Consider the following 22,682-nt stretch of genomic DNA (forward strand, 5'->3'; position numbering starts at 1 on the left):
GTGTGACCACCACCGGGTGGTCACACGGCCGTTCTGTTCGTGGACGGTGCGTGTGTTCCGGTGTGTTCTCCGTCTCGGTGCCGCGCGGGGGCGCACTCGGCTGGCCTGCTGTTTCTGGTGTTTCGTCCGGCTGGTCGTCGGGCGTGTAGATCCGCTCCGGGTAGCATCGGGCGAACGGCGGAGCCCCCGTGACCCGACCCCCAGGCGAGGACATGCAGCAGACCGACCTGCCCGAGGCCGAGTACCGGCACGTCTACGAGTTCTACCTCCGTTTCGGGGACATCGACTCCCAGGGCCATGTGAACAACGTGAAGTTCCTCGGTTACCTGGAGGACGCGCGCATGGAGATGTTCCACGGCGGTCCGGTGCGCAAGGGGGAGCAGCCCGTCCGGGGCATGGTGATCTCCCGGCACGAGATCGACTACCGGTTGCCGCTGCTGCCGACGGTCCATCCCGTCCGCGTGGAGTCGTGGGTCACCGAGGCCCGCGTCGCGTCGTTCAAGCTGGCCTACGAGGTGCGCGACGACGAGAACGTCTACGCCGTCGCGAGGTCGACGCTGGTGGCGTTCGACGCGTCCACGAACCGGTTGCGCCGGTTCACCGAGGAGGAACGGGAGTTCATCGGCCGCTACCTCGCCCCCGGGGCATGACGGCGGTCGCGGGCCACGCGCTCGGTGACGGCCCCCGTGACCCGCTGCCCGGTCTCGGTATCGGACGAGGCGTCGCGCTGCGGCTCGCCGCGGACGCGGACGCGGAGGCGCTCGCCGTCCTGTGCCGGGAGAACCGCGAGTACCTGCGGCCGTGGGAGCCGGAGCGGGCCGACTCCTATTTCACCGTCGAGGGCCAGCGGGCCAATCTGCACGCCCTGCTGGACGCCTACGACGCGGGGGAGATGTGGCCCGCCGTCATCCTCGTGGACGGCGCGGTCGTCGGGCGCATCACGCTCAACAACATCCTGCGCGGCCCCCTCCAGAGCTGTTTCGTCGGCTACTGGGTGGCGCGCGCGCATTCCGGACGCGGCGTCGCCACCGAGGCCGTCCGGCAGGTGCTGGACGTGGCGTTCGACGAGCTGCTCCTCCACCGGGTGGAGGCGTTCACCAGGATCGACAACCGCGCGTCCCAGCGCGTCCTGGAGCGCAACGGCTTCACGGTCGTCGGGACGGCCCGCCACCACATCCACGTGGACGGCCGCTGGCACGACGAGCGCTTCTTCGAGCGGCTCGCGCCCTGGGACGACGGGATCGCGCCGCTCCCTCCGGCGTAGCGATCATTCTTGCCGGGTATTACCGGTAAGAATGAGTCTTCTGAATCGAGACGCCATGTCCCCCTATCTCGCCGCCTGGATTCTCTGGGTCCTGATGTTCCTCGCCATCGAGCTGCCCGCCGTGTTCAACCGGCAGGAGGGCGACACGCTCTCCGAACTGGTGTGGAGCGTGTTCGCCATCCGCGGCAAGCCGGTCGGCTGGCAGCTGCGCCGCCTCGCCCTGGTCGCCGGGCTCGGCTGGCTCGTCGCCCACTTCCTCACCGGCGGCGCCGTCTAGCGGCGGTTCAGCGCGAGGCCAGCCACGGATCCTTGAGGTCCAGGTAGGTGAAGTCCCCCTCGTAGAACCGCCCCATCTCCTCCATCGCGGCCTTCATCTCCGGAGTCGGCGCCTGGGACTCGCCCGCGCGCGCCTCCGCCTCCGACCTGAAGTAGACGGCCTCGGTCATGCCGCCGTCCCCGTGCGCCGCCCAGACGCCGCCGAGGATGTCGGGGCGGTTCCGGGTGAGGACGCCGTAGTCCGCGTGCTCCATCCACGCGCGGAGCCCGTCCAGGTCGCGGACGCGGCTGTGCATGATCTGGACGAATCCGGCGTCGTCGGAGCCGCCGGACATCCAGGTGCCGGTGGCGGCGCAGTCGTGGAAGGTCACCTCGCCGGCGAACAGCTTGGACAGCTCGGTCCACCACTGCTCCTGCTCCTGGCGGTGGCTGTTGCGGCGGGCCGCCTCCTGCGACTCGAAGCGGGCCAGCGCGACGAACGTGTCGTCGTCGGTGACGCCCGCGGTGCTGCCGAGCCAGCCGACGGATCCGGGCGCGAGGTCGCGGACCCAGCGGTCCATCGCGTCCCTGACCTCGTCGCGGTCGGTGATCTTTCCCTGGATGACCTGGATGAACATCGCGCACCTCCTCGTATGGGATCGCCTGGGGCCACCGCGCGGACCGGCCGTCCGGGGTCGCTTGAGAGGGCCTGGACCGGGTGTTCGCCCCGGTTCCGGATGACCGTCCCCCGATGGTCCCCCTAAGACCGACGTTACGCCTGGAGCCGGGTGTTGACCACCGAGCCGTCACGGGTCGGTAACAAGCCCAGCAGGAAACCGCTTTTGTCGGGCTTATCCCTCTAAGGTCGCTTCGCGAAATGTGGAGATCCCACGTGGAAGGGGCATGATGCGGCGCGTCTCAACAGGAGCGATGGCACTGCTGCTGGCCGCGGGAGTGAGCGGGGCCGGCGCCACGGCGGCGCGGGCGGCGGTCACGGCGGGCCCGGCCCAGGCCGGACAGGCTCAGGCCGGCGACATCCTCGCCCAGCTCAAGGCCATCCCCGGCATGCAGGTGACGGAGAAGACCTCGACGTTGCCCGGCTACCGGTGGTTCTGGCTCACCTACCGCCAGCCGGTCGACCACCGCAACCCGAAGGGGAAGTGGTTCGAGCAGCGGATCATGTTGCAGCACAGGTCGGCGGACCGGCCGATGGTGCTGTACACCAGCGGCTACAACACGCCCGAGACCATGTTCACCTCCGAGCCGACCGCGCTCGTCGACGGGAACCAGATCTCCGTCGAGTACCGGTACTTCACCCCGTCCCGTCCCGAGCCCGCGGACTGGCGCAAGGACACGATCTGGCAGGCCGCCACCGACGAGCACCGGCTGGTCGGCGCGCTGAAGAGGATCTACAAGGCCCGGTGGATCTCGACGGGCGCCAGCAAGGGCGGCATGACCGCCGTCTACCACAAGCGGTTCTACCCGCGTGACGTGGACGGCAGCGTCGTGTACGTGGCGCCGAACGACGTGAACAACAACGACGACCGCGCCTACGACAAGTTCTTCCAGACGGTCGGCACCGACGCGCAGTGCCGCGCGCACGTCAAGGCGCTCGCGCGGGAGTTCCTGAAGCGCCGTCCGGCGATGCTGGCGCGCTTCAAGGACGCGGCGGCCAAGAACGGCTGGACGTTCGACATCCTCCGCTCGCCCGACCGCGCGTTCGAGAACTCGGTGATGGACTACGAGTGGGCGTTCTGGCAGTACAGCCTCCAGGCCGACTGCCCGTCGCTGCCCGCCGTGGACGCCTCCGACGACGAGATCTACGGATCGCTCGACGCGATCTCGGGCCTGTCGTTCTACACCGACCAGGGCCTCCAGCAGTACATCCCGTACTACTACCAGGCGGGCACGCAGCTCGGCTGGCCGACGCCGCAGTTCACGAGCCTGCGCCCGCTGCTGCGCTACGAGGACAGCTACCAGCCCCGCACCTACGTGCCGCGTGACATCCCGATGCGGTTCGACGGGGGCGAGGCCATGCGGGACGTGGACCGCTGGGTCCGCGACCACGGCAGCCGGCTGCTGTTCGTGTACGGCGGCAACGACCCGTGGGGCTCCGAGCGGTTCCGGCTCGGGCACGGCAGCCGCGACTCGGCCGTCTACACCGCGCCCGGCATGAACCACAGCGGACGGCTCATCGCCAGGCTGACCGACCAGGACAAGGCGAAGGCGACCGCCGACCTGCTGCGCTGGGCGAACGTCCAGCCCTCGGCGAAGACGCTGACGACCGGTCCGGCGGCGGACGACCCGCTCCAGCTCCAGCGGCCCCCGCTGTAGCGTCGTCCGATCCGCGGCGGGCCGTCCCACGACGGTCCGCCGCAGGTCAAAGGGTGGCCAGCCAGGCGGCGGAGTTGCCCGGGAGCAGGTCGCCGTACAGGGGGATGCTGGTCAGCAGCGGACGCCCCGCCGGGAGCCGGACGGGGTTCTCCCCGCAGTTCAGCGCGAAGGTCAGCCGCCCGCGCCGGAAGAACAGCGCGGGCTCGGAGGAGTCGAGCCACTCCAGGCTTTCGGGCAGGCCGCCGGCCAGGTCGCGGCGGAGTGTCAGCGCCCTGCGGTAGAAACTCAGTGTCGAGGACGGGTCGGACCGCTGCGCCTCGGCGGTCAGCGACGCCCAGTCCCGCGGCATCGGCAGCCACGGGCGGGCGCCGTCCGGCGAGAACCCGAACGGCTCGGCGCGGCCCGACCAGGGGAGCGGCACGCGGCAGCCGTCCCGCCCCCGGCCGCCGCCGCGCTTGAAGATCGGGTCCTGCCGCGCCTCGTCCGGGAGGTCGGTGACCTCGGGCAGGCCCAGCTCCTCGCCCTGGTAGAGGTACGCCGACCCGGGCAGCGCGAGGAGCAGCAGCAGCGCGGCCCTCGCGCGCGCCAGTTCGATCCCCGGGACGCCCCCGGGCCGCTCGTAGCGCGTCACGTGCCGGACGGAGTCATGGCTCGACAGCACCCACGTCGGCGCCGAACCGGTCGGCGCGACGGCCGCCAGCGCCGCCGTCACCACGTCCCGGAACGCGGTGGCCGACCAGGGCGCGAGCTGGAGGTCGAACTGGAACACCTGGTGCAGCTCGTCCGGGCGGAGGTAGAGCGCGAGGTCCTCGGGGCCGTCCGTCCACACCTCGCCGATCGCCATGCGGTCGCCGCCGTAGCCGTCCAGGACGCGGCGCCACCTGCGGTAGATCTTGTGGACCTCGGGGCGGTTGTAGATCGGCCCGTTCGCCGTGCGCCGCCCGCGCCCGGCGAGGTCGCAGAACGTCTCGTCCTTGACGAGCCCGGCGGCGACGTCGACGCGGAAGCCGTCGACGCCGCGGTCCAGCCAGAACCGCAGGATGTCCTCGAACTCGTGCCGCACCTCGGTGTTGCGCCAGTTCAGGTCGGGCTGCTCGGGCGCGTACAGGTGCAGGTACCACTCGCCGCAGGGCAGTCGCGTCCAGGCGGGGCCGCCGAACGAGGACGGCCAGTCGTTCGGCGGGTCCTCCTCACCGGGCCCGGGCCCCGGCCTGCCCCGCCGGAAGATGTAGCGGTCGCGCGCGGGCGACCCCGGCGGCGCGGCCACCGCCTCCCGGAACCAGCGGTGCCGGTCGGAGGTGTGGTTCGGGACGATGTCCACGATCAGCCGCAGCCCGTGCGCGTGCGCGTCGGAGACCAGGTCGTCGAAGTCGCCGAGCGTCCCGAACCGGGGGTCCACGTCGCGGTAGTCGGCCACGTCGTAGCCGCCGTCCGCGAGGGGGGAGGGGTAGAACGGCGTGAGCCACAGCGCGTCCACGCCGAGGTCGCGCAGGTGGCCGAGGCGGGACCGGATCCCCCGGAGGTCGCCCTCGCCGTCCCCGTCGGAATCGGCGAAACTGCGGACGTAGACCTCGTACACGACGGCACTGCGCCACCAGGGGGATCGCGTCATACACGCCGATCTACCCTTAAGTCGGGGCGTTCACCATCAATGCGGGGCGTTCACCATGCTGCGCGCGGCCATCGTGAAGTAGTCCCAGAGCGTCTTCTCCAGGTCTTCGGGGAGCCCGAGCTCGTCCACGGCGTCGCGCATGTGCCGCAGCCACGCCACCCGCTCGGCCTCGCCGATCACGAACGGCACGTGCCGCATCCGCAGCCTCGGGTGCCCGCGCTGCTGGCTGTAGGTGGTCGGACCGCCCCAGTACTGGACGAGGAAGAGCCGGAGCCGCTCCTCGGCGGGGCCGAGGTCCTCCTCGGGGTAGAGGGCGCGCAGGTCGGGGTCTTCAGCGACCCCCTGGTAGAAGCGGTGCACCAGCCTGTGGAAGGTCTCCTCGCCGCCGACCGCTTCGTAAAAGGTCACCTTGTCAGTCATCGCGCCCCCAGCCTATGTGATCAGGCGGTCGGGGCGGGGGTGGCGACCGACACCCCCGCCGCGTCGAACGCGCGCTTGACCCGCTCGCGCAGCTCGCGGGCGACGTCGGCCTGCTTGCCCGGCGCGGTCTTCAGCACGACGCGGATCACCAGCGCGTCCCCGGCCAGGGCCTGCACGCCCCACACCGACGGCTGCTCAAGGATCACGTCCTGCCAGGTGGAGTCGGCGGCCAGCTCGTCGGCGGCGGTCTGGAGGATCTCCTTGACCTTCTCGGTGTCCTCGTGGATGTCGACCGGGATGTCGAGGACGGCGCGCCCCCAGTTCTGCGACTCGTTCCCGACCTTCTTGATCTCCCCGTTCGGGACGTACCAGACGACGCCGTTGACGTCGCGCATCCGGGTGACGCGCAGGGTGACGGCCTCGACCGTCCCCTTGGCGCTGCCGACGTCGATGACGTCGCCGACGCCGTACTGGTCCTCCAGCAGCATGAACAGCCCGGCGAGGAAGTCCTTCACGATGTTCTGCGCGCCGAAGCCGACCGCGACGCCGATCACGCTCGCGCTGGCGAGGATCGGCGCGAGGTTGAGCCCGAGCGAGCCGAGGATGCTGAACGCCGCCGTCCCCATGATCAGGATGGAGGCGACCGAGCGCAGCACCGAGCCGAGCGTCTTGGCGCGCTGGGCCCGCCGCTGGTTGAGCAGCGTGGGGCTGCCGTCGAAGACCGTCCGGGACCGTTCCCTGACCTTCTCCGACATCGTGCCCTCGGCCATCCGCACGGTGACCTTGGTGATCATGCGGTGCGCGATGTTCTTCACGATCAGCGCGACCACGAAGGTGACGATGACCATGAACAGGGTCGCGAGCGGCTTGTCGAGCCAGTTGGAGTAGAACGTGGTGAAGTCGGTGCTGTGGGAGATGTTCCAGACCAGGCGGCACGCTGTCGTCGGCGTCCTGTCGCTCTCGGCGGACGCCCGGCAGGCGTTCTCCACCGTCCCCGACTGGGCCCAGGGCAGCAGCGTGTCGGCGGCCAGTGACATCGGCGGACCCTCCCCGGTCGTCTCGTGGATGTCGCGACACCCCGCCGTGGACCAGCGGCGGGCACGAGCCCGATCGTAGGGGACGGGGACGACCGATTCGTACCGCGCCGGGCGGACTGGCGCGACCCGGCCGGGGAGGGCCGGCCGACGAACGCGCCCCGCGGACCGGTGGCTGCCGCGCCGTTCCGGCCACGGCCCGCGGGGCGCGCCCGGCTCTAGGCGCGGCCCACCGGCCGCGCGTGTGTTTCCCGACACAGAGGCTGCAGGACGTGCGCCAGCTTCAGCGCGGCGCCGCCCGGATCGTCCACGCGGTGCATCCGCTCGCCCCAGGACCACCAGTAGTAGTGGTCGTGCGACTCGGGCACGGGCGCGCAGGTGACGTCCTCGGCGAGGCTCGCCGCCTCCGGGTTCACCACGCGCAGGAACGCCGGGCCCGAGCGGGTCCGGACGACACGGGCAACGAGCCCGCGCGTGTCGAGTTCGCGCTCCAGCTCCTCCAGGTAGTCGACGCGCATGTCGCTGACCACCCGCCCCACCCCCTCCAGTTGTCGTGCGAGGACGGCATCGCCTGATATCGCCTGATCCCGTGTGCCTGCCACGAGCGAGCCCGCCGCTCCGGTCGACTCTCCGGATCGGTTCGTTCACTCGCCGCGAGAATTGCAACTCTTCGGGCGCCCGGTCAAGGCCCCGGTCAGGTGGCGAAGAACCGGATTACCCCACCTCGGGGCAAGTTTCCTCCGCCCCGGAGGAAGAATCTCTACCCTGAGAGCCGGGGACGCGTTCCCGGCCCGCAGACTTCCCCGGAACCGCTTGGCCTGCGACGGTGTCAGGGTTACGCTGCGTGCGCGAGAGATTATCTGTCGTGGTCAACAAAGTTACCGGTCGCCGTGCGGGGAGACCGGCCTCTCCCCCCGGGGAGCCGGCCCCCGCCCAGCGGTGAGGAGGCCGGAACCACAATGTCGGACACCCCTCGGCGAGAGACCGACGCCGCCCGCAGGATCCGCGCGCACGGCCTCGCCAGGGGGCGCGGCGCCGTGGACATCGCGCACGACATCCACGAGCAGTGCGGGCCGCTGTTCGGCACCAGCCGGGTGAAGGCGCATCGCCTCGCCCACGGTGTCGCGCTGTCCGACATCGTGGCCCAGGTCAGGGCCCTGTACGAGGTCGACGGCAAACCGGTGCCCAAGCTGGGGGAGACGCTGCTGTCGGCCTACGAGAGCGGATACAAGAGACCCGGTCCCGAGTATCTGCACTACCTCTGTGCCGTCTACCGGGTGGAACCCGACGTGCTCGGCTTCCAGGGTCCCTGCATCTGCGGCCGCGGCCACGGGACCCGCCCGAGCGTCGCCGCCGTCCCCCAGCAGCGGACGCCCGACCGGCACGCGACCCACGAGACCGACGGTCCGCTCGTCGGGTCGATCATGCCCAGGGCGCAGGAGCGGCCCTGGGTCACCGTCAACGACCTGCGGGGCCCCGACCGCGCCGAAGGCCCCCTGTCCATTGATGTGGGAGAGGAGGACATCGTGCTTCGTAGAACCCTTCTGCAACTCCTGGCCGGAGCGGGCGTGGCGGTCGACGGCCAGTTCCTTGGGGCGGTCGACGGACTTCGCCGCAAGATGGACGACACGCTGGTCGGCGCGACGGTCTCGCCGACGATGCTCGACCAGTGGGAGGAGACGACCTACGGCTACGGCCAGCAGTACCAGGCCACCCCGTCCCTGCGGATGCTCTGCGACGTGCTGCTGGACTTCAGCGAGGTGCGGCGCATGTGCGACAAGCGCCAGCCGGTCGAGCTCCAGGAGCGGCTGTGCCGGATCGCGGCGCAGCTGTCCGGGCTGTCCGGCCTGATCATGATCAACCTCGGCGACCACCGGCTGGCCCGGTCGTTCTTCCGCACCGCGCGCACCGCCGCCGACGAGACCGGCGACCGGCAGCTGCGCGCGTGGGTGACCGTCCGCGAGGCGCTCGTGCCGATGTACTACGGCGACCCGCGCGAGGCGCTGCACCTGGCCCGCAAGGCGCAGGACCTCGCCGGCCGCACCCCCGGTGTGGCCGCCGCGATGGCGCCCGCCGTCGAGGCGCGCGCGCTCGGCATGCTCGCCATGCGCGGCCGCGGGGACGCCGCCCCGAGCGCCCGCCGCGCCCTGGTGCGCGGCCGCGCGGTTTTCGACCAGTTGTCCAAGACCGACACCGGCGACCTGGTGTTCGGCTTCACCGACCGGCAGATGGCCTTCTACGAGGGCGACACCTTCACCAACCTCGGCGACCACAGGCACGGCGACGAGGTGCTCAGCCACGCGCTGACCCTCTACGCGCCCACCGACCGTGTGGACCTCACGCTCGTCCGGCTCGACCGGGCGACCTGCAAGCTGCACGCCGGGCATCCGGACGCGGCGCTGACCGCCGGACAGGAGGCCATCCTCGAACTGCCGCCCGACCACCGCTCCGACATCCTCGTCCACCGGGCCCGCCAGATCGGCGCGGCCGTCGTCGCCAAGCACGGCACGAGCCCGGCGACGAAGGAGTTCTTCGAGGCGCTCGCGGGGCCGTGGGTCACCAGCCCCACCGACGAACGGTCCGGTCCCCTGTGGGGGGCCGACCCCCCGCGGTCCCCGGAACGGCCCGTCCCCCCGGCCGAGCAGGTCTGACCGGGCCATGGCCACGGCAGACGGCCCCCCGGGGCACGACGCCCCGAAGCACGACGATCCCGCGGGCGCGCGGACGCTCGTCCGGCTCCAGTGGGAACCCCCCGAATGGGGCTACGCCGAACTCCGGCTCCGCCGGTACCGGCCCTCCGACCACGCCACCGTCCTCGCGCTGCACCGGGAGGGGCTGGCCCAGGTCGGCCTGCGCCCCGGCGACGGCGTCTACTACGACCACGACTTCTTCCGGATGGAGGACATCTACCTCCGCAACGACGGCGAGTTCCTCGTCGGCGAGGCCGACGGGCGGGTCGTCGCGATGGGCGGGCTCCGCCGCGCCGACCTCGTCCCGGGCGGCAGCGCCCGCGCCTACGGCGGGTTCGCCCTCGGCACCCCCGCCCTCGACGCGGTCGAGATGGTGCGGCTGCGGGTCCGGCCCGCCGTCCAGCGCCGGGGGTACGGCACCGCGCTGGTGCGGGCCCTCGAAGGGCGCGCCAGGGAGTACGGCTACCGGGTCCTGCGCGCCGACACCACCGAACTCCAGGAGCCGGCGCTCACCCTCTACCGCAAGCACGGCTGGACGGAGACGCGCCGCGAGACGATCGGCGGCATCGCCAACATCTACATCGAGAAACGGCTGGGATAGGGCCCGCGGGCTCCGCCTCCGGGGCGCCCCGGAGGCGGAGGCGCGCCCGCGTCAGGAGCGCTGCCCGGCGACCAGTTGCATGAGGGGGTAGCGGCGGCGCCTGACGCCGGTGAACCCGCGCTCGGTGAGGGCGCCGGTCACCTGGGAGTCGCCGAAGACGGTGATGCCGGTGAGGTCCCCGGCGCGGCGCCGCACCTCGCGTCCGAGGGGGCCGGCTGGCACCGTGAACGGGCGCCGGGAGGTCAGGATGATCAGCCGTCCGCCCGGCCTGAGCACGCGGGTCATCCCGTCCACGGCCCGCCACGGGTCGTCGAACAGGTACAGCGCCCCGAAGCAGCAGACGGCGTCGAACGCCGCGTCGCGGAACGGCAGGTCGACGGCGTTGCCGCGCACGTAGCAGACGGGCGCCTCACCGGACCCGGCGGCGGGGGTGTCGGAGACGGCGCGGCCGAGCATGGTCGCGGAGGCGTCCAGGCCGACGACCAGGCCGTCCGCGCCGACGCCCGCCGCGAGGGCGCGGGTGACGTTGCCGGGCCCGCACGCCACGTCCAGGACGTTCAGCGCGGGCCGCTCGGTCTCGCCGGGCTGCCCGAGGCCGAGCCAGTCGCGCGCCATGGCGTGCTCGGCGGCGGTGTCCGGCCCGATCGGCCAGCCCTTCATCAGGTTGAACCCGGCGGGCCGCCACACCTTCTCGTAGATCTGCGGCAGGAACGCCGACCGCATCGCCGACTGCGCGAGCGAGGGCGGCGGCTCGGTCGCGGGGCCGAGGAGGTTCACGTATCCGGCGGACAGGTCGGGGTCGTCCGGCGGGTCGGCGAGCAGCCCGACGACCCGCTCGGCGGGGGTTCGCACCGAAGTACTCACGCCCTCCATGAGATCATCCATCCGCCCGGCTGTCACCGCCCGACATGATCTTGTCACCGTCGGGGAGGAGGCTCAGGCCGGTCTGGGACGCCAGGAACGACAGCGTGTCGGTCATCAGGTCGACCGACCGGCTCACCGACCGGGTCGAGTGCCCGACCTCCGCCTCGTCGCGGAGCAGGACCGGCGCGTCCGACACGTCCGACGCGGTCGCGTGCTGGAGCGCGGCGCACATCTTGCGGGCGTGCAGCGGGTCGACGCGGGTGTCGCTGCCGAACGTCGTGAACAGCGTGGCGGGATAGGCGGTCCCGGCGCGGACGCGGTGGTAGGGGGAGTAGCCGAGGAGCCAGCCGAACTCCTCGGGGTCCTCGGCCGTCCCGTACTCGTCGTTCCAGGTCTGGCCGAGGCCGAACCGCTCGTAGCGGACCATGTCGAGCAGCGGCGCCGAGCAGACGACCGCGCGGTACAGCTCGGGGCGCTGGGTGAGCGCAGCGCCGACCAGCAGGCCGCCGTTCGAGCCGCCGGAGATCGCGAGCCGGGACGGTGTGGTCAGCCCGTCGGCGACCAGCTTCTCGGCGGCGGCGTGGAAGTCGTCGAACACGTTCTGCTTGCGCTCGCGCATGCCCGCGCGGTGCCACTCCTCGCCCTCCTCCGACCCGCCGCGCAGGTTCGCGACCGCGTAGACGCCGCCCGCCTCGACCCACGCGAGGATGCTCGCCGAGTACGCGGGGGTCAGCGAGATGTTGAAGCCCCCGTACCCGTACAGGATCGCCGGGCGCGGCCCCGAGAGGCCGGGGCGCGCGGCCACCAGCATCCGCACCTCGGTGCCGTCCGCCGAGGCGTAGGAGACCTGGCGGGTCTCGATCTCGGGGACCTCGACCGACCCCGGCGCGGCCGCCCACAGCGTCGTCTCGCCGGTGCGGGCGTCGAAGCGCATCACCGAGGACGGCGTGACGTGGTCGGTGTAGCCGAACCACGCCTCGTGCCCGCCCTCCGGCCGCTCGATGATCCCGCCGATCGAGCCCAGCCCGGGCAGCGGGACGGCGCCGATCCGCTCGCCCGTCCCGAGGTCGTGGACGGTGATCTCGCTGATCGCGTGCCGCGTCCACCCCGCCAGCAGCACGGGCCGGTCCAGGTCGTCCAGGATCGCGAAGTCGCTCAGCACCGCCTCGGGGTCCTCGGGGACCAGGTCGCGCCACGTCTCGAACCCGGGGTCGGCCGGGTCGGTGACGCACAGCCGCGACCGGGGCGCGCCGCGGTCGGTGAAGACGTAGGCGCGCCCGTCGCGGCCGACGTACAGGCCGGTCTCGGCGTCCACGCCCTCCTGGACGACCCGCAGCGCGGGCCGCTCCGGCGGCGACGCGGACAGGTCGGCGATCCACAGGTCGTTGCGCGGCGCGGTCCCCTGCGACGAGGACAGCGTCAGCCACCGCCCGTCGCGGCTCACCCCGACCCCGTAGTAGTCGGTCTTGTCGCGCCCCTCGCCGAAGACCAGCACGTCGTCGGCCTCGGGGTCGGCGCCGACCCGGTGCAGGTAGACGCGGCGGTGGTACCGCTCCTCGCCGTCCGGGACGTCCCGCGCCGGGAGCCGCCGCACGTAGTAGTACGCCTCCCCGCCGGGCAGCCAGGCCACCGAGGAGTCGCGGGCGCGGTCGATCGGGCCCTCGACCCGCTCGCCGGTCGCGATGTCCATGACGTACAGCAGGGACTCCTCGTCCCCGCCGGTCGAGACCTTGTAGGCGAGGCGGCGGCCCTCCTTGTCGGGCTGCCAGCCGTCCAGCGTGGTGGTGCCGGCCGGGTCGAGCGCCATGGGGTCCACCAGGACGCGCTCGGCGCCGTCCGCGCCGGCCGTGTACAGGACGGGGTGCTCCTGGCCCGGCGTCCGGCGGGTGAAGAACCGCCGCCCGCCCCGCCACACCGGGGATCCGACGCTCCCGGCGCCGAGCAGTTCGGCGAGCCGCCGCCGCAGCGCCTCGCGCCCCGGCAGGGCGTCGGTGGCCTTGTGGAACAGCTCGTCCTGCGCGGCGAGCCACCGCCTGGTCGCCTCGCCCTCGGCGTCCTCCAGCCAGCGGTAGGGGTCGGCGACCCGGTGACCGTGGATCTCCTCGACGATGTCCTCGCGGCGCGCGGGCGGATACGGCGTCATGGATGCACTGTATTGCCCGTGATGAGGGGAACCCGACCGACCCCGCGACGCGCCCGGAACCGCCCGGGGAGCCGTCCCCACAGCGGTTTCAGAGGTCCCGGGGTGTGTTTTTGCGTTCGATCACGCACGTGGTGGGGGATTATTGGGGTAGCGGACGGGCTCCTCAGACGCCACACTGATGCCGGGTCGGTTCGCCCCTGAGGAGGACCTCATGGCGAGTGCGCAGGTGCCGGAGACAATAATCGGGCCTCGGTGGGAGGCGCGCTCAGCCGCGCCCGCCGAGGCCAACGGAACGCACTATCCCCGAACGCATCGCCCCAGAACCAGGGCCCGGCCGCCCGGAGCGCGGCGTGCCGCCTCCCGGCGCGCGGCGGAGGGCGTCTGATGCGACAGGTCCTCCTGCTGAACGCGACATACGAACCGCTCACCACGCTCCCGCTGCGGCGGGCCGTCTGCCTCGTGCTGCGGGAGAAGGCGGAGATCGTCCACCACGACACCTCCGGCGCGGTGCTGCACTCGGCGACGATGGCCGTCGAGGTGCCCTCGGTCATCCGCCTGCGCCGCTACGTGCGGATCCCGTTCCGCACCCGCGTGCCCCTGACCCGCGCGGCCCTGATGCGCCGCGACAGCTTCCGCTGCGTGTACTGCGGCCGGCGCGCGGAGACGATCGACCACGTCCACCCGCGCAGCCGGGGCGGCAAGCACGTCTGGGAGAACTGCGTCGCGTCGTGCATGACCTGCAACCACCGCAAGGCCGACCGGCTGCTGGAGGAGCTGGGCTGGACGCTCAGCATCACCCCCGGCGTGCCCCGGGGCGCCCACTGGCGGCTCATCGGCATCGTCCACGACGGCGACCCCCAGTGGGCCGCGTACGTGTCGGAACCGGCCGCCTGACCCCGCCCTCCGGCGGCGAGCCGTATCCTGGGCTCGTGCCACGCTACGACTACCGCTGCCGCGCGTGCGGGTCGACCTTCGAGGTCTCCCGCCCGATGATCAACGCCTCGGATCCGGCGCCGTGCCCGGACGGCCACGACGACACGGTGAAGCTGCTGTCCACGGTCGCCGTCACGGGCGCCGCCGGGGCCCGCAGGCCCCCGCCGCGCGCCGGGGGCGGGGGCTGCTGCGGTGGTGCCTGCTGCTCCTGACGGCGCCGTCCCGCACGGGTCAGAGGGCGGGGCGCTCCAGCTGCGAGACGTCGCGCGCCGCGCCCGTCGAGGCGGACGTGGCCATGGCCGCGTAGGCGCGCAGCGCGGCGCTGACCGGGCGCTGCCGGTCGCGCGGCCGGTAGCCGCCGAGGTCGGCCAGCAGCTTCTCGCGGCGGATCTCCAGCTCGTCGGCGGGGACGTCCAGCTCCAGCGTCCGGTTCGGGATGTCGATCACGACGCGGTCGCCGTCCTCGACGAGGGCGATGATCCCGCCGCCCGCCGCCTCGGGGGAGGCGTGCCCGATCGACAGCCCGGACGTGCCGCCGGAGAACCGCCCGTCGGTGATCAGCGCGCAGTCCTTGCCGAGCCCCCGGCCCTTCAGGAAGCTCGTCGGGTACAGCATCTCCTGCATGCCGGGGCCGCCCTTCGGGCCCTCGTAGCGGATCACGACGACGTCGCCCGCCTTGACCCTGCCGCCGAGGATGCCCTCGACGGCGTCGTCCTGGCTCTCGAAGACGACGGCGGGGCCGGTGAAGGTCCACAGCTCCTCGTCCACCCCGGCGGTCTTCACGATCGCGCCGTCGGGGGCGATGTTGCCGCGCAGCACGGCGAGGCCGCCGTCGGCGGTGTAGGCGTGCTCGGCGTCGCGGATGCAGCCCTGCTCGCGGTCGAGGTCGAGGCTCTCCCAGCGGGCGCTCTGGCTGAACGCGGAGGTCGTGCGGACGCCGCCGGGCGCCGCGTGGAACAGCTCCACGGCCTCGGGCAGGACACCGGGGGAGCGCACGTCCCACTTGGCGAGGAACTCCTCCAGCGACGCGGAGTGGACCGAGTGGGTCGCCTCGTGCAGCAGCCCGGCGCGGTGCAGCTCGCCGAGCAGCGCGGGGATGCCGCCGGCGCGGTGGCAGTCCTCGACGTGGTACTTGGCGGTGGCCGGGGCGAGCTTGCAGACGCAGGGGACGCGGCGCGACAGCGCGTCGATCTCGGTGAGGCCGAAGTCGACGCCGCCCTCGTAGGCCGCCGCGAGCAGGTGCAGGATCGTGTTGGTGGACCCGCCCATGGCGATGTCGAGCACCATCGCGTTCTCGAACGCCTCGCGGGTGGCGATGCTCAGCGGCAGGACGGACTCGTCGTCGCCGTCGTAGTAGCGGCGCGCGACCTCGACCGCGGTGCGGCCCGCGTCCTCGTAGAGGCGGCGGCGGGCGGTGTGGGTGGCGAGCACGGTGCCGTTGCCGGGCAGCGCGAGCCCGATCGCCTCGGTGAGGCAGTTCATGGAGTTGGCGGTGAACATGCCCGAGCAGGACCCGCAGGTCGGGCAGGCGCTCTCCTCCATGGCCAGCAGCGTCTCCTCGCCGACCGAGCCGTCGGCGGAGGCGATGATCGGGTCGATCAGGTCGAGCTTGTTGCCGCCCATGACGCCCTCGACGGGCTTGCCGGCCTCCATCGGCCCGCCGGAGACGAACACGGTGGGGATGTTCAGCCGCAGCGCCGCCAGCAGCATCCCGGGCGTGATCTTGTCGCAGTTGGAGACGCAGACCAGGGCGTCGGCGCAGTGCGCGTTGACCATGTACTCGATGGCGTCGGCGATCACCTCGCGGGACGGCAGCGAGTACAGCATGCCGTCGTGGCCCATGGCGATGCCGTCGTCCACGGCGATCGTGTTGAACTCGCGGGGCACGCCCCCGGCCTCGCGGACGGCGCCCGCGACGACCTTGCCGACCTCGTCGAGGTGGACGTGGCCGGGCACGAACTGGGTGAAGCTGTTGGCGACCGCGACGATCGGCTTGCCGAAGTCCTCGCGCTGGACGCCGCTGGCCCGCATGAGCGCGCGGGCGCCCGCCATGTTCCTGCCGTGCGTGACCGTGCGTGACCTGAGGGCGGGCATCTCGGACCTCTCCTGTTCCAGACCTGTGACGTGCCGTGACACCGATCGTACGTCCGCGCCCGCGCCGGTCGGGCGGTTCGGGCGGACGTCCGGGGTGCGCACCTGAACGGACGCGGTGTCCACCTGGGTGGCGGTGTGCGCCCGCGTGTCCCTGGTGTCCGCGGCGGCGGATCGCGGCGCCGCGCGGCCGGCTCAGCGGAGGTCGCGCGAGCACCGGCCGGTCTCCCATGGTACTCGCGGGGGGCATGAGAGGAGCCGGGCGCGTGACGGCCCGGCTCTGGGATTCGGTTCGGGTCCGGTTCGGGTCCGGTTCGGGGGCCGGCTCGGTGCCGGTTCAGGGGAGGCGGCGCGGCTCGGGGCGGCGGAGGGGGCACCTCGGCCGCGGTGCGGGTGAGGTGCCCTCCGCGCCGGCGGTCCGGCGCGGCCGCTCAGGGCTCGCCGTTGAGCCCGATGTTCCGGCGAGCCCGGTGTTCCTACGAGCGCGGTGTTCCTGCGAGCCCGTTTACCGGTGAGTCTGGTGTTCCTGCCGTGCAGGGGGAGACGGAGGCGGCCCTGGGGAAGGCCGGGCCGCCCGGTCCGTTGCTCAGTCGGGGTACTTCGGCGGGAGCGCCTCCTCGGCCGCCGTGAAGATCCGCTGGACGTCGGTGTCGGTCAGGATCTTCGGACGGCGCCGCAGGTAGGCGCGGGCCCGGTTGCCGGCGTAGACGTCCACGTCCCGCACCCGCATGACCTTCCACGGGATGGACGGGCCGTAGATCGCCACCGACGGCTGCACCGGCACCTCGAAGCCGACGCGTCCGGCGATGATCCGGCTCGCCTGCTCGGCCTCCCAGCGCGCCTCGTCCAGCCGGTCCTTCTTGTTGAAGGGGCCGTGGAAGAGCTTGAGGTGTGACTGGGTGCGCACCGGCAGGCGCTTGTCCCACTTCTCGGAGTCGATGGCGTAGACGCCGCTCGGTCCGATGACCAGGTGGTCGATCCGGCCGTCGCTGACGCCCTCGTCGTCGCGGGGCACGGCGCGCGCGTGCAGCACCCGGTACCCGTTGCGCTGGAGTGACTTCAGCTGCTTCTCGGTGCGCCGCTCGGCGGCCGAGGACTTCTTCCAGGCCGCGACGCTGGAGTCCTTGCGGGAGGCGCGGACCGAGTCGACCACGACCACCAGCACCGCCGCGGCGATGCCGAGGCGGACACCGAGGGCGACCGACAGGACGGCGCCGACGACGACCGCGATGCCGACCCGCCACGCCCACTGGCGGATCTGGGGGTCGCCGAGCAGTGCCGCCGCGCCTCGCGGCTCCTCCTCCGCCGCCGCCTGCGCGGCGGCCTCCGCGGCGGCGTCCTCCGCGGCCGCATCCTCGGCCGTGACCTGCGCCGTGGTCTGCGCGGTGGACTGCGCGGCCTCCTCCGCCGACTCCCGCAGCGGATTCACCGGAGCCTCGTGCTGATCTTCACGTGACCGCTCCGTCTCTTCCCCGGGCTGGCCCCGGGCCCCCTGCCCTTTGCCCCGCTCCGTGATCGCCATGAGTGACGCTCCGTATTCCTTTCCCATCGGGGGCATGATCCTCCGTGCGCAGAGTAATCATTCCGAAGGTTGGCGACTAGTCATGCCGGGTTAATACTTATGTCGCCATCGGTAGGTGATTCACTGCCGTCGCGGACGGGTACCATGGTATTCATTTTCCTGTTGTCCGGATACCGGCGGCGGCGTGTCAGATGCCCCGCCTTCTCCGCCGGCCTTCTCCACGGGCCTCTCCGCCCGCCTTCTCCGCGGGCCTTTGCCGCCCGGCGGGCGGGCGTCTAGCGTTCGCCCATGTGACACATACCCACGACCTCAGCGTCATGCGGATGGCCGCCGCCGTCCGCTCCGGCGAGTTGTCGCCGGTCGAGCTCACCGACCACTACCTCGACCGCATCGAGCGGCTCGACGCGCGGGTGGGCGCCTTCGCGACGGTGACCGCCGACCTGGCGCGCGCCCAGGCGCGGCGGGCGGAGAAGGCGGTGGCGGACGCGCCGGACCGGGCCGCGCTGCCGCCGCTGCACGGGGTGCCGGTGCCGGTCAAGGACCTGAACATGGTCGCGGGCGTCCGGGCGGCGTTCGGGTCGGCCGCGTTCGCCGACCTGACCGGCTTCGCCGACGACCACGTCGTGACGCTGCTGCGGCGGGCGGGGTCGGTGCTGCTCGGCAAGACCGCGACCCCCGAGTTCGGCCTGCCCTGCTACACCGAGGGCGACGTGTCGCCCCCGGCGCGGACGCCGTGGGACCTCACCCGGTCGGCGGGCGGTTCGAGCGGCGGCGCGGCCGCCGCCGTGGCCGCCGGGCTCGCCCCGGCCGCGCAGGGCAGCGACGGCGGCGGCTCGATCCGCATCCCGGCCAGCGTCTGCGGGCTGTTCGGCATCAAGCCCACCCGGGGCCGGATCTCGCAGGGGCCGCTCAAGGCCGACCTCTTCGGGCTGGCCACGAACGGCCCGATCGCGCGGACCGTCCGGGACGCGGCGCTCCTCCTGGACGTGATGGCGGGCCCGGTGCCCGGCGACCTGTACACGGCGCCGCCCGTCGAGGGAACGTTCCTCTCCCACGCCGACCGGCCGCCGGGGCGGCTGCGCGTCGCGCGGAGCCGGACGCCCGCCGTCCCCGGCGTCGAGGTGCATCCGGACTGCGTCGCCGCCTACGAGGAGGCGTCCGCGCTGCTGGAGGAGCTGGGGCACGAGGTCGTGGAGCTGCCGCCGGTGCTCGGCGCCGACGTCGTCCCGCACTTCGAGCTGCTGTGGGGCGTGATGGCGACGATGACGCCCGTCCCGCCCGAGCGCGAGCACCTGCTCCAGCCGCTCACCCGCTGGCTCCGCGAGCGCGGGCGCGCGACGACGGCGACGCAGGTGCTCCAGGCGCACGCCGCGTTGCAGGCCGCGCTGCGCACCGCGTTCCCCGTGATGGACGGGTTCGACGCGATCCTGCACCCCACGCTGGCGCTGCCGCCCGTCCCCATCGGCCACTTCCATGATCAGGAACCGGAGGAGAACTTCCGGCGCCAGACGCAATTCACGCCGTTCGCGGCCGCCTACAACATCTCGGGCCAACCCGCCGTTAACGTGCCACTTCATCAGAATGCGGATGGATTGCCGATCGGGGTCATGCTCGCCGGACGGTTGGGCGGCGAGGGGACGCTGATCTCGCTTTCCGCCCAACTTGAGCAAGCTCGTCCCTGGATCGGGCGCAAGCCTCCTATCTGGCACGACTAGCCCGATTGATCCCGCTTTTCGGGTCGCGCTGAAGGGGCATGCCCCAGGCGTGATCGAGGACGAACTGAGCATGCTCGCCGGACGGTACGGCGTCGCGCCCCGCTACACCGACTGGAAGGGCGAGGAGGTCGGGGTCGGCCGCGAGACGCTGGTCGCCGTCCTCGGCGCGCTGGGCGTGGACGCGTCGTCCCCGGCCGCCGTCCGGGACGAACTGGCCCGCGCCCCCGCCCCCGCGCGGCCCTACGGCGACCCGGGGAGGATGCTGCCGCCGGTCGTCGTCCTGCGGCGGGGCGTCCCGGCGCCGTTCGTGCGGGCGCGTCCGGGCGAGCCGCTGGACCTCGCGGTGGAGCTGGACTCCGGCGAGACGATCCCGCTCGTCCAGGACCCGTTCGCCCAGGACGAGGTGCCGCTGGGGTGGCATCTCCTGCACGCCCGGCAGGGCGACGCGCACGAGACCGCGCCGTTCCTGCTCGCCCCGAGGGCGCTGGAGCCGCCGCCGAGGATGTGGGGGTTCACCGCGCAGCTCTACTCGGTGCGGTCCCGGGCGTCCTGGGGGATGGGCGACCTGCGCGACCTCGCCGACCTGGCCGCCTGGAGCGGGCACGAGCTGGGCGCGGGCTTCACGCTGATCAACCCGCTGCACGCGGCCGAGCCCGTCCCGCCGGTCGGCGCGTCCCCCTACTCGCCGATGAGCCGCCGCTTCGCCGCGCCGATCTACCTGCGGATCGAGGACCTCCCCGAGTACGGCGCGCTGCCCGCGGGCGACCGCGAACGGCTCGCCGCCCTCGCCGCGCCGCTGCGCGCGCCGCACGACCGGATCGACCGCGACCGGGTGTGGACGGCCAAGCTGCGGGCCCTGGAGCTGCTGTACGGCGCCCCGCGCGACGCCGGGGCACGGCACCGGTTCGAGGGGTTCCGCCGCCGCGAGGGCGAGGCCCTGACGGCGTTCGCCATCTGGTGCGCGCTCGCGGAGGAGCACGGCGCCGACTGGCGGCGCTGGCCCGCGGAGCTGCGCGACGCGCGGAGCCGCGCCGTCGCCGAGGCCGCCGGACGGCTCAGGGAACGCGTCGACTTCCACGCCTGGCTGCAATGGCGCCTGGACGAGCAGCTCGGCGGCGCCCAGCGCGCCGCCAGGGACGCGGGGATGCAGGTCGGGATCGTCCACGACCTGGCGGTCGGCGTCGCGCACGGCAGCGCGGACTCCTGGATCTACCGGGACCTGATGGCGCCCGGCATGAGCGTCGGCGCGCCGCCGGACGAGTTCAACCAGCGCGGCCAGGACTGGGGCCAGCCGCCCTGGCATCCGCGCCGCCTCGCGGACGCCGCCTACGTGCCGTTCCGCGAGATGGCGGCCGCCGCGTTCCGGCACGGCGGCGGGCTGCGCCTGGACCACGCGATGCAGGTGTCGCGGCTGTGGTGGGTCCCCGAGGGCGGCTCCCCGGCGGAGGGCACCTACGTACGCTACGACCGCGGCGCCCTGCTCGGCTGCCTCACCTGGGAGGCGGCGCGGGTGGGCGCGGTGGTCGTGGGGGAGGACCTCGGCACGGTCGAGCCGGAGGTCCGCGACGACCTCGCCGCCCGGGGGATCCTCGGCACGTCCCTGCTGTGGTTCGAGCAGGACGGCCAGGGCCGTCCGAAGCCCCCGGACCGGTGGCGGGAGCTGTCGCTCGCGACCGTCGGCACCCACGACATGCCCCCGATCACGGGCTACCTGCACGGCGACCACACCGCGCTCCGCGACCGGCTCGGCCTCCTCACCCGTCCGGCGGCCGAGGAGGCGGACGAGCACCGGCGGCGCCTCGCGGACTGGCTGCGGCTCCTGCACGAGCACGACCTGCTGGACGTCCCGCCCGGGGAGGTCCTGCGCGCGCTCTCGAACGGCTCGACCGCCTACGACGAGCGGCTGGTGGAGGCTTTGCACGCCTTCCTCGCGCGCACCCCGGCCCGCCTCGTCGGGGTCGCGCTCGCCGACGCCGTCGGGGAGCGCCGCACCCAGAACCAGCCCGGCACGATCGACGAGTACCCGAACTGGCGCGTCCCGCTGGCCGATGCCGGCGGGACGCCCGTCCTGCTGGAGGACCTGCGGACGGACCGGCGGGTGCGGGCCGCGCTGCGGGGCCTGCCGGTCAGCCGAGCGTCGCGGTGATCCGCGTGCTGACGTCGTGCAGGAGCGTGTCGGGGACGAGCGTCGCGTCCGCGATCTTGGAGAACAGCGCGGGCAGGCCGGGCAGCGGGTAGTGGTCCTTGTCCGCGTCCTGGAGCGCGGCGCGGCCGAGGGGCTGGTGCGCCAGGGACTTGCGGGCGCGGGCCCACGCGGCCTGCACCTCCTCCGGCGAGGGGACGCCGAAGCCGTGCCCGACCGGCGCCGCGTGCCGGAGCTTGACCAGGGCGCTGTCGGTGAAGTCGGCCGCGAGCCTGCACCGCTCGCTCAGCCTCGCGCGGACGCCGTCCTCCAGCCGGGTCATGACCGTGCAGGGGGTGCGGCAGCGGGCGGCGCAGTCGCCGAGCGCGGAGGCGACCTGGCTGTGCTGCCGGTCGAGGTAGGCGCGCCACCCGGGCGGCGGCTCGGTGGAGACCCGCAGCGTCCGCTCGCAGGCGGCGCGCTCGGGACGGGTGTGGTCGCACACCCGCGCCGACCCCGGCTCGACCGGCACCCCGAACCGGCTGCCCTCGCCGTTCACCGCCGGGCCGATCCGCGCCGGGTCGCCCGCGTGCCCGAGCACGGGCTCCCAGGCGAGCATCGCGAGGTACTCGCTGGCGATGTGCACGGCCGCGACCAGCGCCGCCATGTCGCGCCGGTACCAGCGGATCGAGATGACCTCCAGCAGCAGCCGGTAGGCGGGCCGCAGGCTCGCGAGCGCGCCGCGCGGCTGCTCCCGCGGTGCCTGCGGCATCCGGCTGGCCCGCGCGCGGTCGAGGAGGTCGTGCGGGACGTCGCCGACCGCCTCGGGCATGCCGAAGTCCTCCGCGTCCAGGTCGAGGACCCGCTGGCCGAACGCGCACAGCGCCGCCACGCCGTCGGCCCGGCCGTTCGGCGCGAGCGTCCCCCGCGTGATCAGCGCCTCCAGGTCGCCGAAGGCGTACCGATGCGCGAGTGCCTTCAGAACGTCCTGTGCTGTCCGCACGCGCCCACCTTCCCACCTGTCACGATTTCCACCCCGCGTCGCATCCGGCTCCCCGTGATGCTTTCCGCGATGATTTCAC

The 22,682-nt window shown here is 73.1% G+C and carries 20 protein-coding genes; 10 read left to right on the plus strand and 10 right to left on the minus strand.

What is annotated here, in order from left to right; all coding sequences use genetic code 11:
• Nucleotides 1–212 precede the first annotated feature (212 nt).
• From KLI87_RS35145 to KLI87_RS35155, 3 genes are read left to right on the plus strand one after another with little or no spacing between them, the layout of a single operon-like run.
• Complete coding sequence (locus KLI87_RS35145; RefSeq protein ID WP_214620657.1) at nt 213–650, plus strand: thioesterase family protein; 438 nt, start codon at nt 213–215, stop codon at nt 648–650.
• Entirely contained in the window at nt 647–1,264 is a 618-nt protein-coding gene (locus KLI87_RS35150) for a GNAT family N-acetyltransferase (protein WP_156217918.1), read from the plus strand. Before KLI87_RS35145 ends, KLI87_RS35150 begins: the two co-directional genes overlap by 4 nt.
• Nucleotides 1,265–1,319: 55 nt before the next feature.
• Nucleotides 1,320–1,541 carry a hypothetical protein gene (locus KLI87_RS35155; RefSeq protein WP_156217919.1) on the plus strand — a complete coding sequence of 74 codons (222 nt, stop codon included), beginning with the start codon at nt 1,320–1,322 and terminating at the stop codon, nt 1,539–1,541.
• Nucleotides 1,542–1,548: 7 nt separating this feature from the next.
• Here KLI87_RS35155 and KLI87_RS35160 read toward each other — a convergent pair whose 3' ends face one another.
• Nucleotides 1,549–2,157, minus strand: a complete 609-nt coding sequence (locus tag KLI87_RS35160; RefSeq protein ID WP_156217920.1) for a hypothetical protein — start codon at nt 2,155–2,157, stop codon at nt 1,549–1,551.
• Between the two features lie 292 nt (nt 2,158–2,449).
• Here KLI87_RS35160 and KLI87_RS35165 point away from each other — a divergent pair, with 292 nt between their 5' ends.
• Nucleotides 2,450–3,853: a S28 family serine protease gene (locus tag KLI87_RS35165; RefSeq protein WP_214620480.1), complete on the plus strand. Its 1,404-nt coding sequence runs from the start codon at nt 2,450–2,452 to the stop codon at nt 3,851–3,853.
• A gap of 46 nt (nt 3,854–3,899) precedes the next feature.
• Here the strand turns inward: KLI87_RS35165 and KLI87_RS35170 are convergent, their stop codons facing one another.
• The 4 genes from KLI87_RS35170 to KLI87_RS35185 form a co-directional block, all read right to left on the minus strand.
• On the minus strand, nt 3,900–5,465 hold the full coding sequence (locus tag KLI87_RS35170) for a glycoside hydrolase family 13 protein (protein WP_214620481.1): 1,566 nt from the start codon (nt 5,463–5,465) through the stop codon (nt 3,900–3,902).
• 36 nt (nt 5,466–5,501) lie between these two features.
• Entirely contained in the window at nt 5,502–5,885 is a 384-nt protein-coding gene (locus tag KLI87_RS35175; protein WP_214620482.1) for a globin, read from the minus strand.
• A gap of 20 nt (nt 5,886–5,905) precedes the next feature.
• The gene (locus tag KLI87_RS35180; RefSeq protein ID WP_156217924.1) at nt 5,906–6,922 is read right to left on the minus strand and encodes a mechanosensitive ion channel family protein; all 1,017 of its coding nucleotides are present in this window, start codon (nt 6,920–6,922) and stop codon (nt 5,906–5,908) included.
• Between the two features lie 215 nt (nt 6,923–7,137).
• The gene (locus KLI87_RS35185) at nt 7,138–7,449 is read right to left on the minus strand and encodes a hypothetical protein (RefSeq protein ID WP_214620483.1); all 312 of its coding nucleotides are present in this window, start codon (nt 7,447–7,449) and stop codon (nt 7,138–7,140) included.
• A 429-nt stretch (nt 7,450–7,878) separates the two neighbouring features.
• Here KLI87_RS35185 and KLI87_RS35190 point away from each other — a divergent pair, with 429 nt between their 5' ends.
• Complete coding sequence (locus KLI87_RS35190; RefSeq protein ID WP_246249976.1) at nt 7,879–9,570, plus strand: XRE family transcriptional regulator; 1,692 nt, start codon at nt 7,879–7,881, stop codon at nt 9,568–9,570.
• A gap of 7 nt (nt 9,571–9,577) precedes the next feature.
• On the plus strand, nt 9,578–10,210 hold the full coding sequence (locus tag KLI87_RS35195; RefSeq protein WP_156217925.1) for a GNAT family N-acetyltransferase: 633 nt from the start codon (nt 9,578–9,580) through the stop codon (nt 10,208–10,210).
• Between the two features lie 51 nt (nt 10,211–10,261).
• Here the strand turns inward: KLI87_RS35195 and KLI87_RS35200 are convergent, their stop codons facing one another.
• On the minus strand, nt 10,262–11,074 hold the full coding sequence (locus tag KLI87_RS35200) for a methyltransferase domain-containing protein (protein ID WP_308166447.1): 813 nt from the start codon (nt 11,072–11,074) through the stop codon (nt 10,262–10,264).
• 13 nt (nt 11,075–11,087) lie between these two features.
• Complete coding sequence (locus KLI87_RS35205; protein ID WP_214620485.1) at nt 11,088–13,217, minus strand: prolyl oligopeptidase family protein; 2,130 nt, start codon at nt 13,215–13,217, stop codon at nt 11,088–11,090.
• Nucleotides 13,218–13,601: 384 nt separating this feature from the next.
• Here KLI87_RS35205 and KLI87_RS35210 point away from each other — a divergent pair, with 384 nt between their 5' ends.
• Nucleotides 13,602–14,111, plus strand: coding sequence for an HNH endonuclease (locus KLI87_RS35210; protein WP_156217927.1), 510 nt, complete (start codon nt 13,602–13,604; stop codon nt 14,109–14,111).
• 35 nt (nt 14,112–14,146) lie between these two features.
• Nucleotides 14,147–14,362: a zinc ribbon domain-containing protein gene (locus KLI87_RS35215; protein WP_214620486.1), complete on the plus strand. Its 216-nt coding sequence runs from the start codon at nt 14,147–14,149 to the stop codon at nt 14,360–14,362.
• Between the two features lie 19 nt (nt 14,363–14,381).
• Here the strand turns inward: KLI87_RS35215 and ilvD are convergent, their stop codons facing one another.
• Nucleotides 14,382–16,244 carry a dihydroxy-acid dehydratase gene (gene ilvD / locus KLI87_RS35220; protein WP_214620487.1) on the minus strand — a complete coding sequence of 621 codons (1,863 nt, stop codon included), beginning with the start codon at nt 16,242–16,244 and terminating at the stop codon, nt 14,382–14,384.
• Between the two features lie 583 nt (nt 16,245–16,827).
• Nucleotides 16,828–17,670: a nuclease-related domain-containing protein gene (locus KLI87_RS35225; RefSeq protein ID WP_308166449.1), complete on the minus strand. Its 843-nt coding sequence runs from the start codon at nt 17,668–17,670 to the stop codon at nt 16,828–16,830.
• 383 nt (nt 17,671–18,053) lie between these two features.
• Between KLI87_RS35225 and KLI87_RS35230 the strand changes: the two genes are divergently transcribed.
• Both KLI87_RS35230 and malQ read left to right on the plus strand, forming a co-directional pair.
• Complete coding sequence (locus tag KLI87_RS35230; protein ID WP_214620488.1) at nt 18,054–19,478, plus strand: amidase; 1,425 nt, start codon at nt 18,054–18,056, stop codon at nt 19,476–19,478.
• Nucleotides 19,479–19,527: 49 nt separating this feature from the next.
• The gene (gene malQ, locus KLI87_RS35235) at nt 19,528–21,624 is read left to right on the plus strand and encodes a 4-alpha-glucanotransferase (RefSeq protein ID WP_214620489.1); all 2,097 of its coding nucleotides are present in this window, start codon (nt 19,528–19,530) and stop codon (nt 21,622–21,624) included.
• Here malQ and KLI87_RS35240 read toward each other — a convergent pair.
• Complete coding sequence (locus KLI87_RS35240) at nt 21,605–22,603, minus strand: hypothetical protein (RefSeq protein WP_214620490.1); 999 nt, start codon at nt 22,601–22,603, stop codon at nt 21,605–21,607. The two genes, malQ and KLI87_RS35240, sit on opposite strands and share 20 nt — an antisense overlap.
• Between the last annotated feature and the right edge of the window lie 79 nt (nt 22,604–22,682).

Origin of the sequence: Actinomadura sp. NEAU-AAG7, assembly GCF_018603865.1 — a bacterium.
In the GTDB taxonomy this organism is placed as follows: domain Bacteria; phylum Actinomycetota; class Actinomycetes; order Streptosporangiales; family Streptosporangiaceae; genus Spirillospora; species Spirillospora litoris.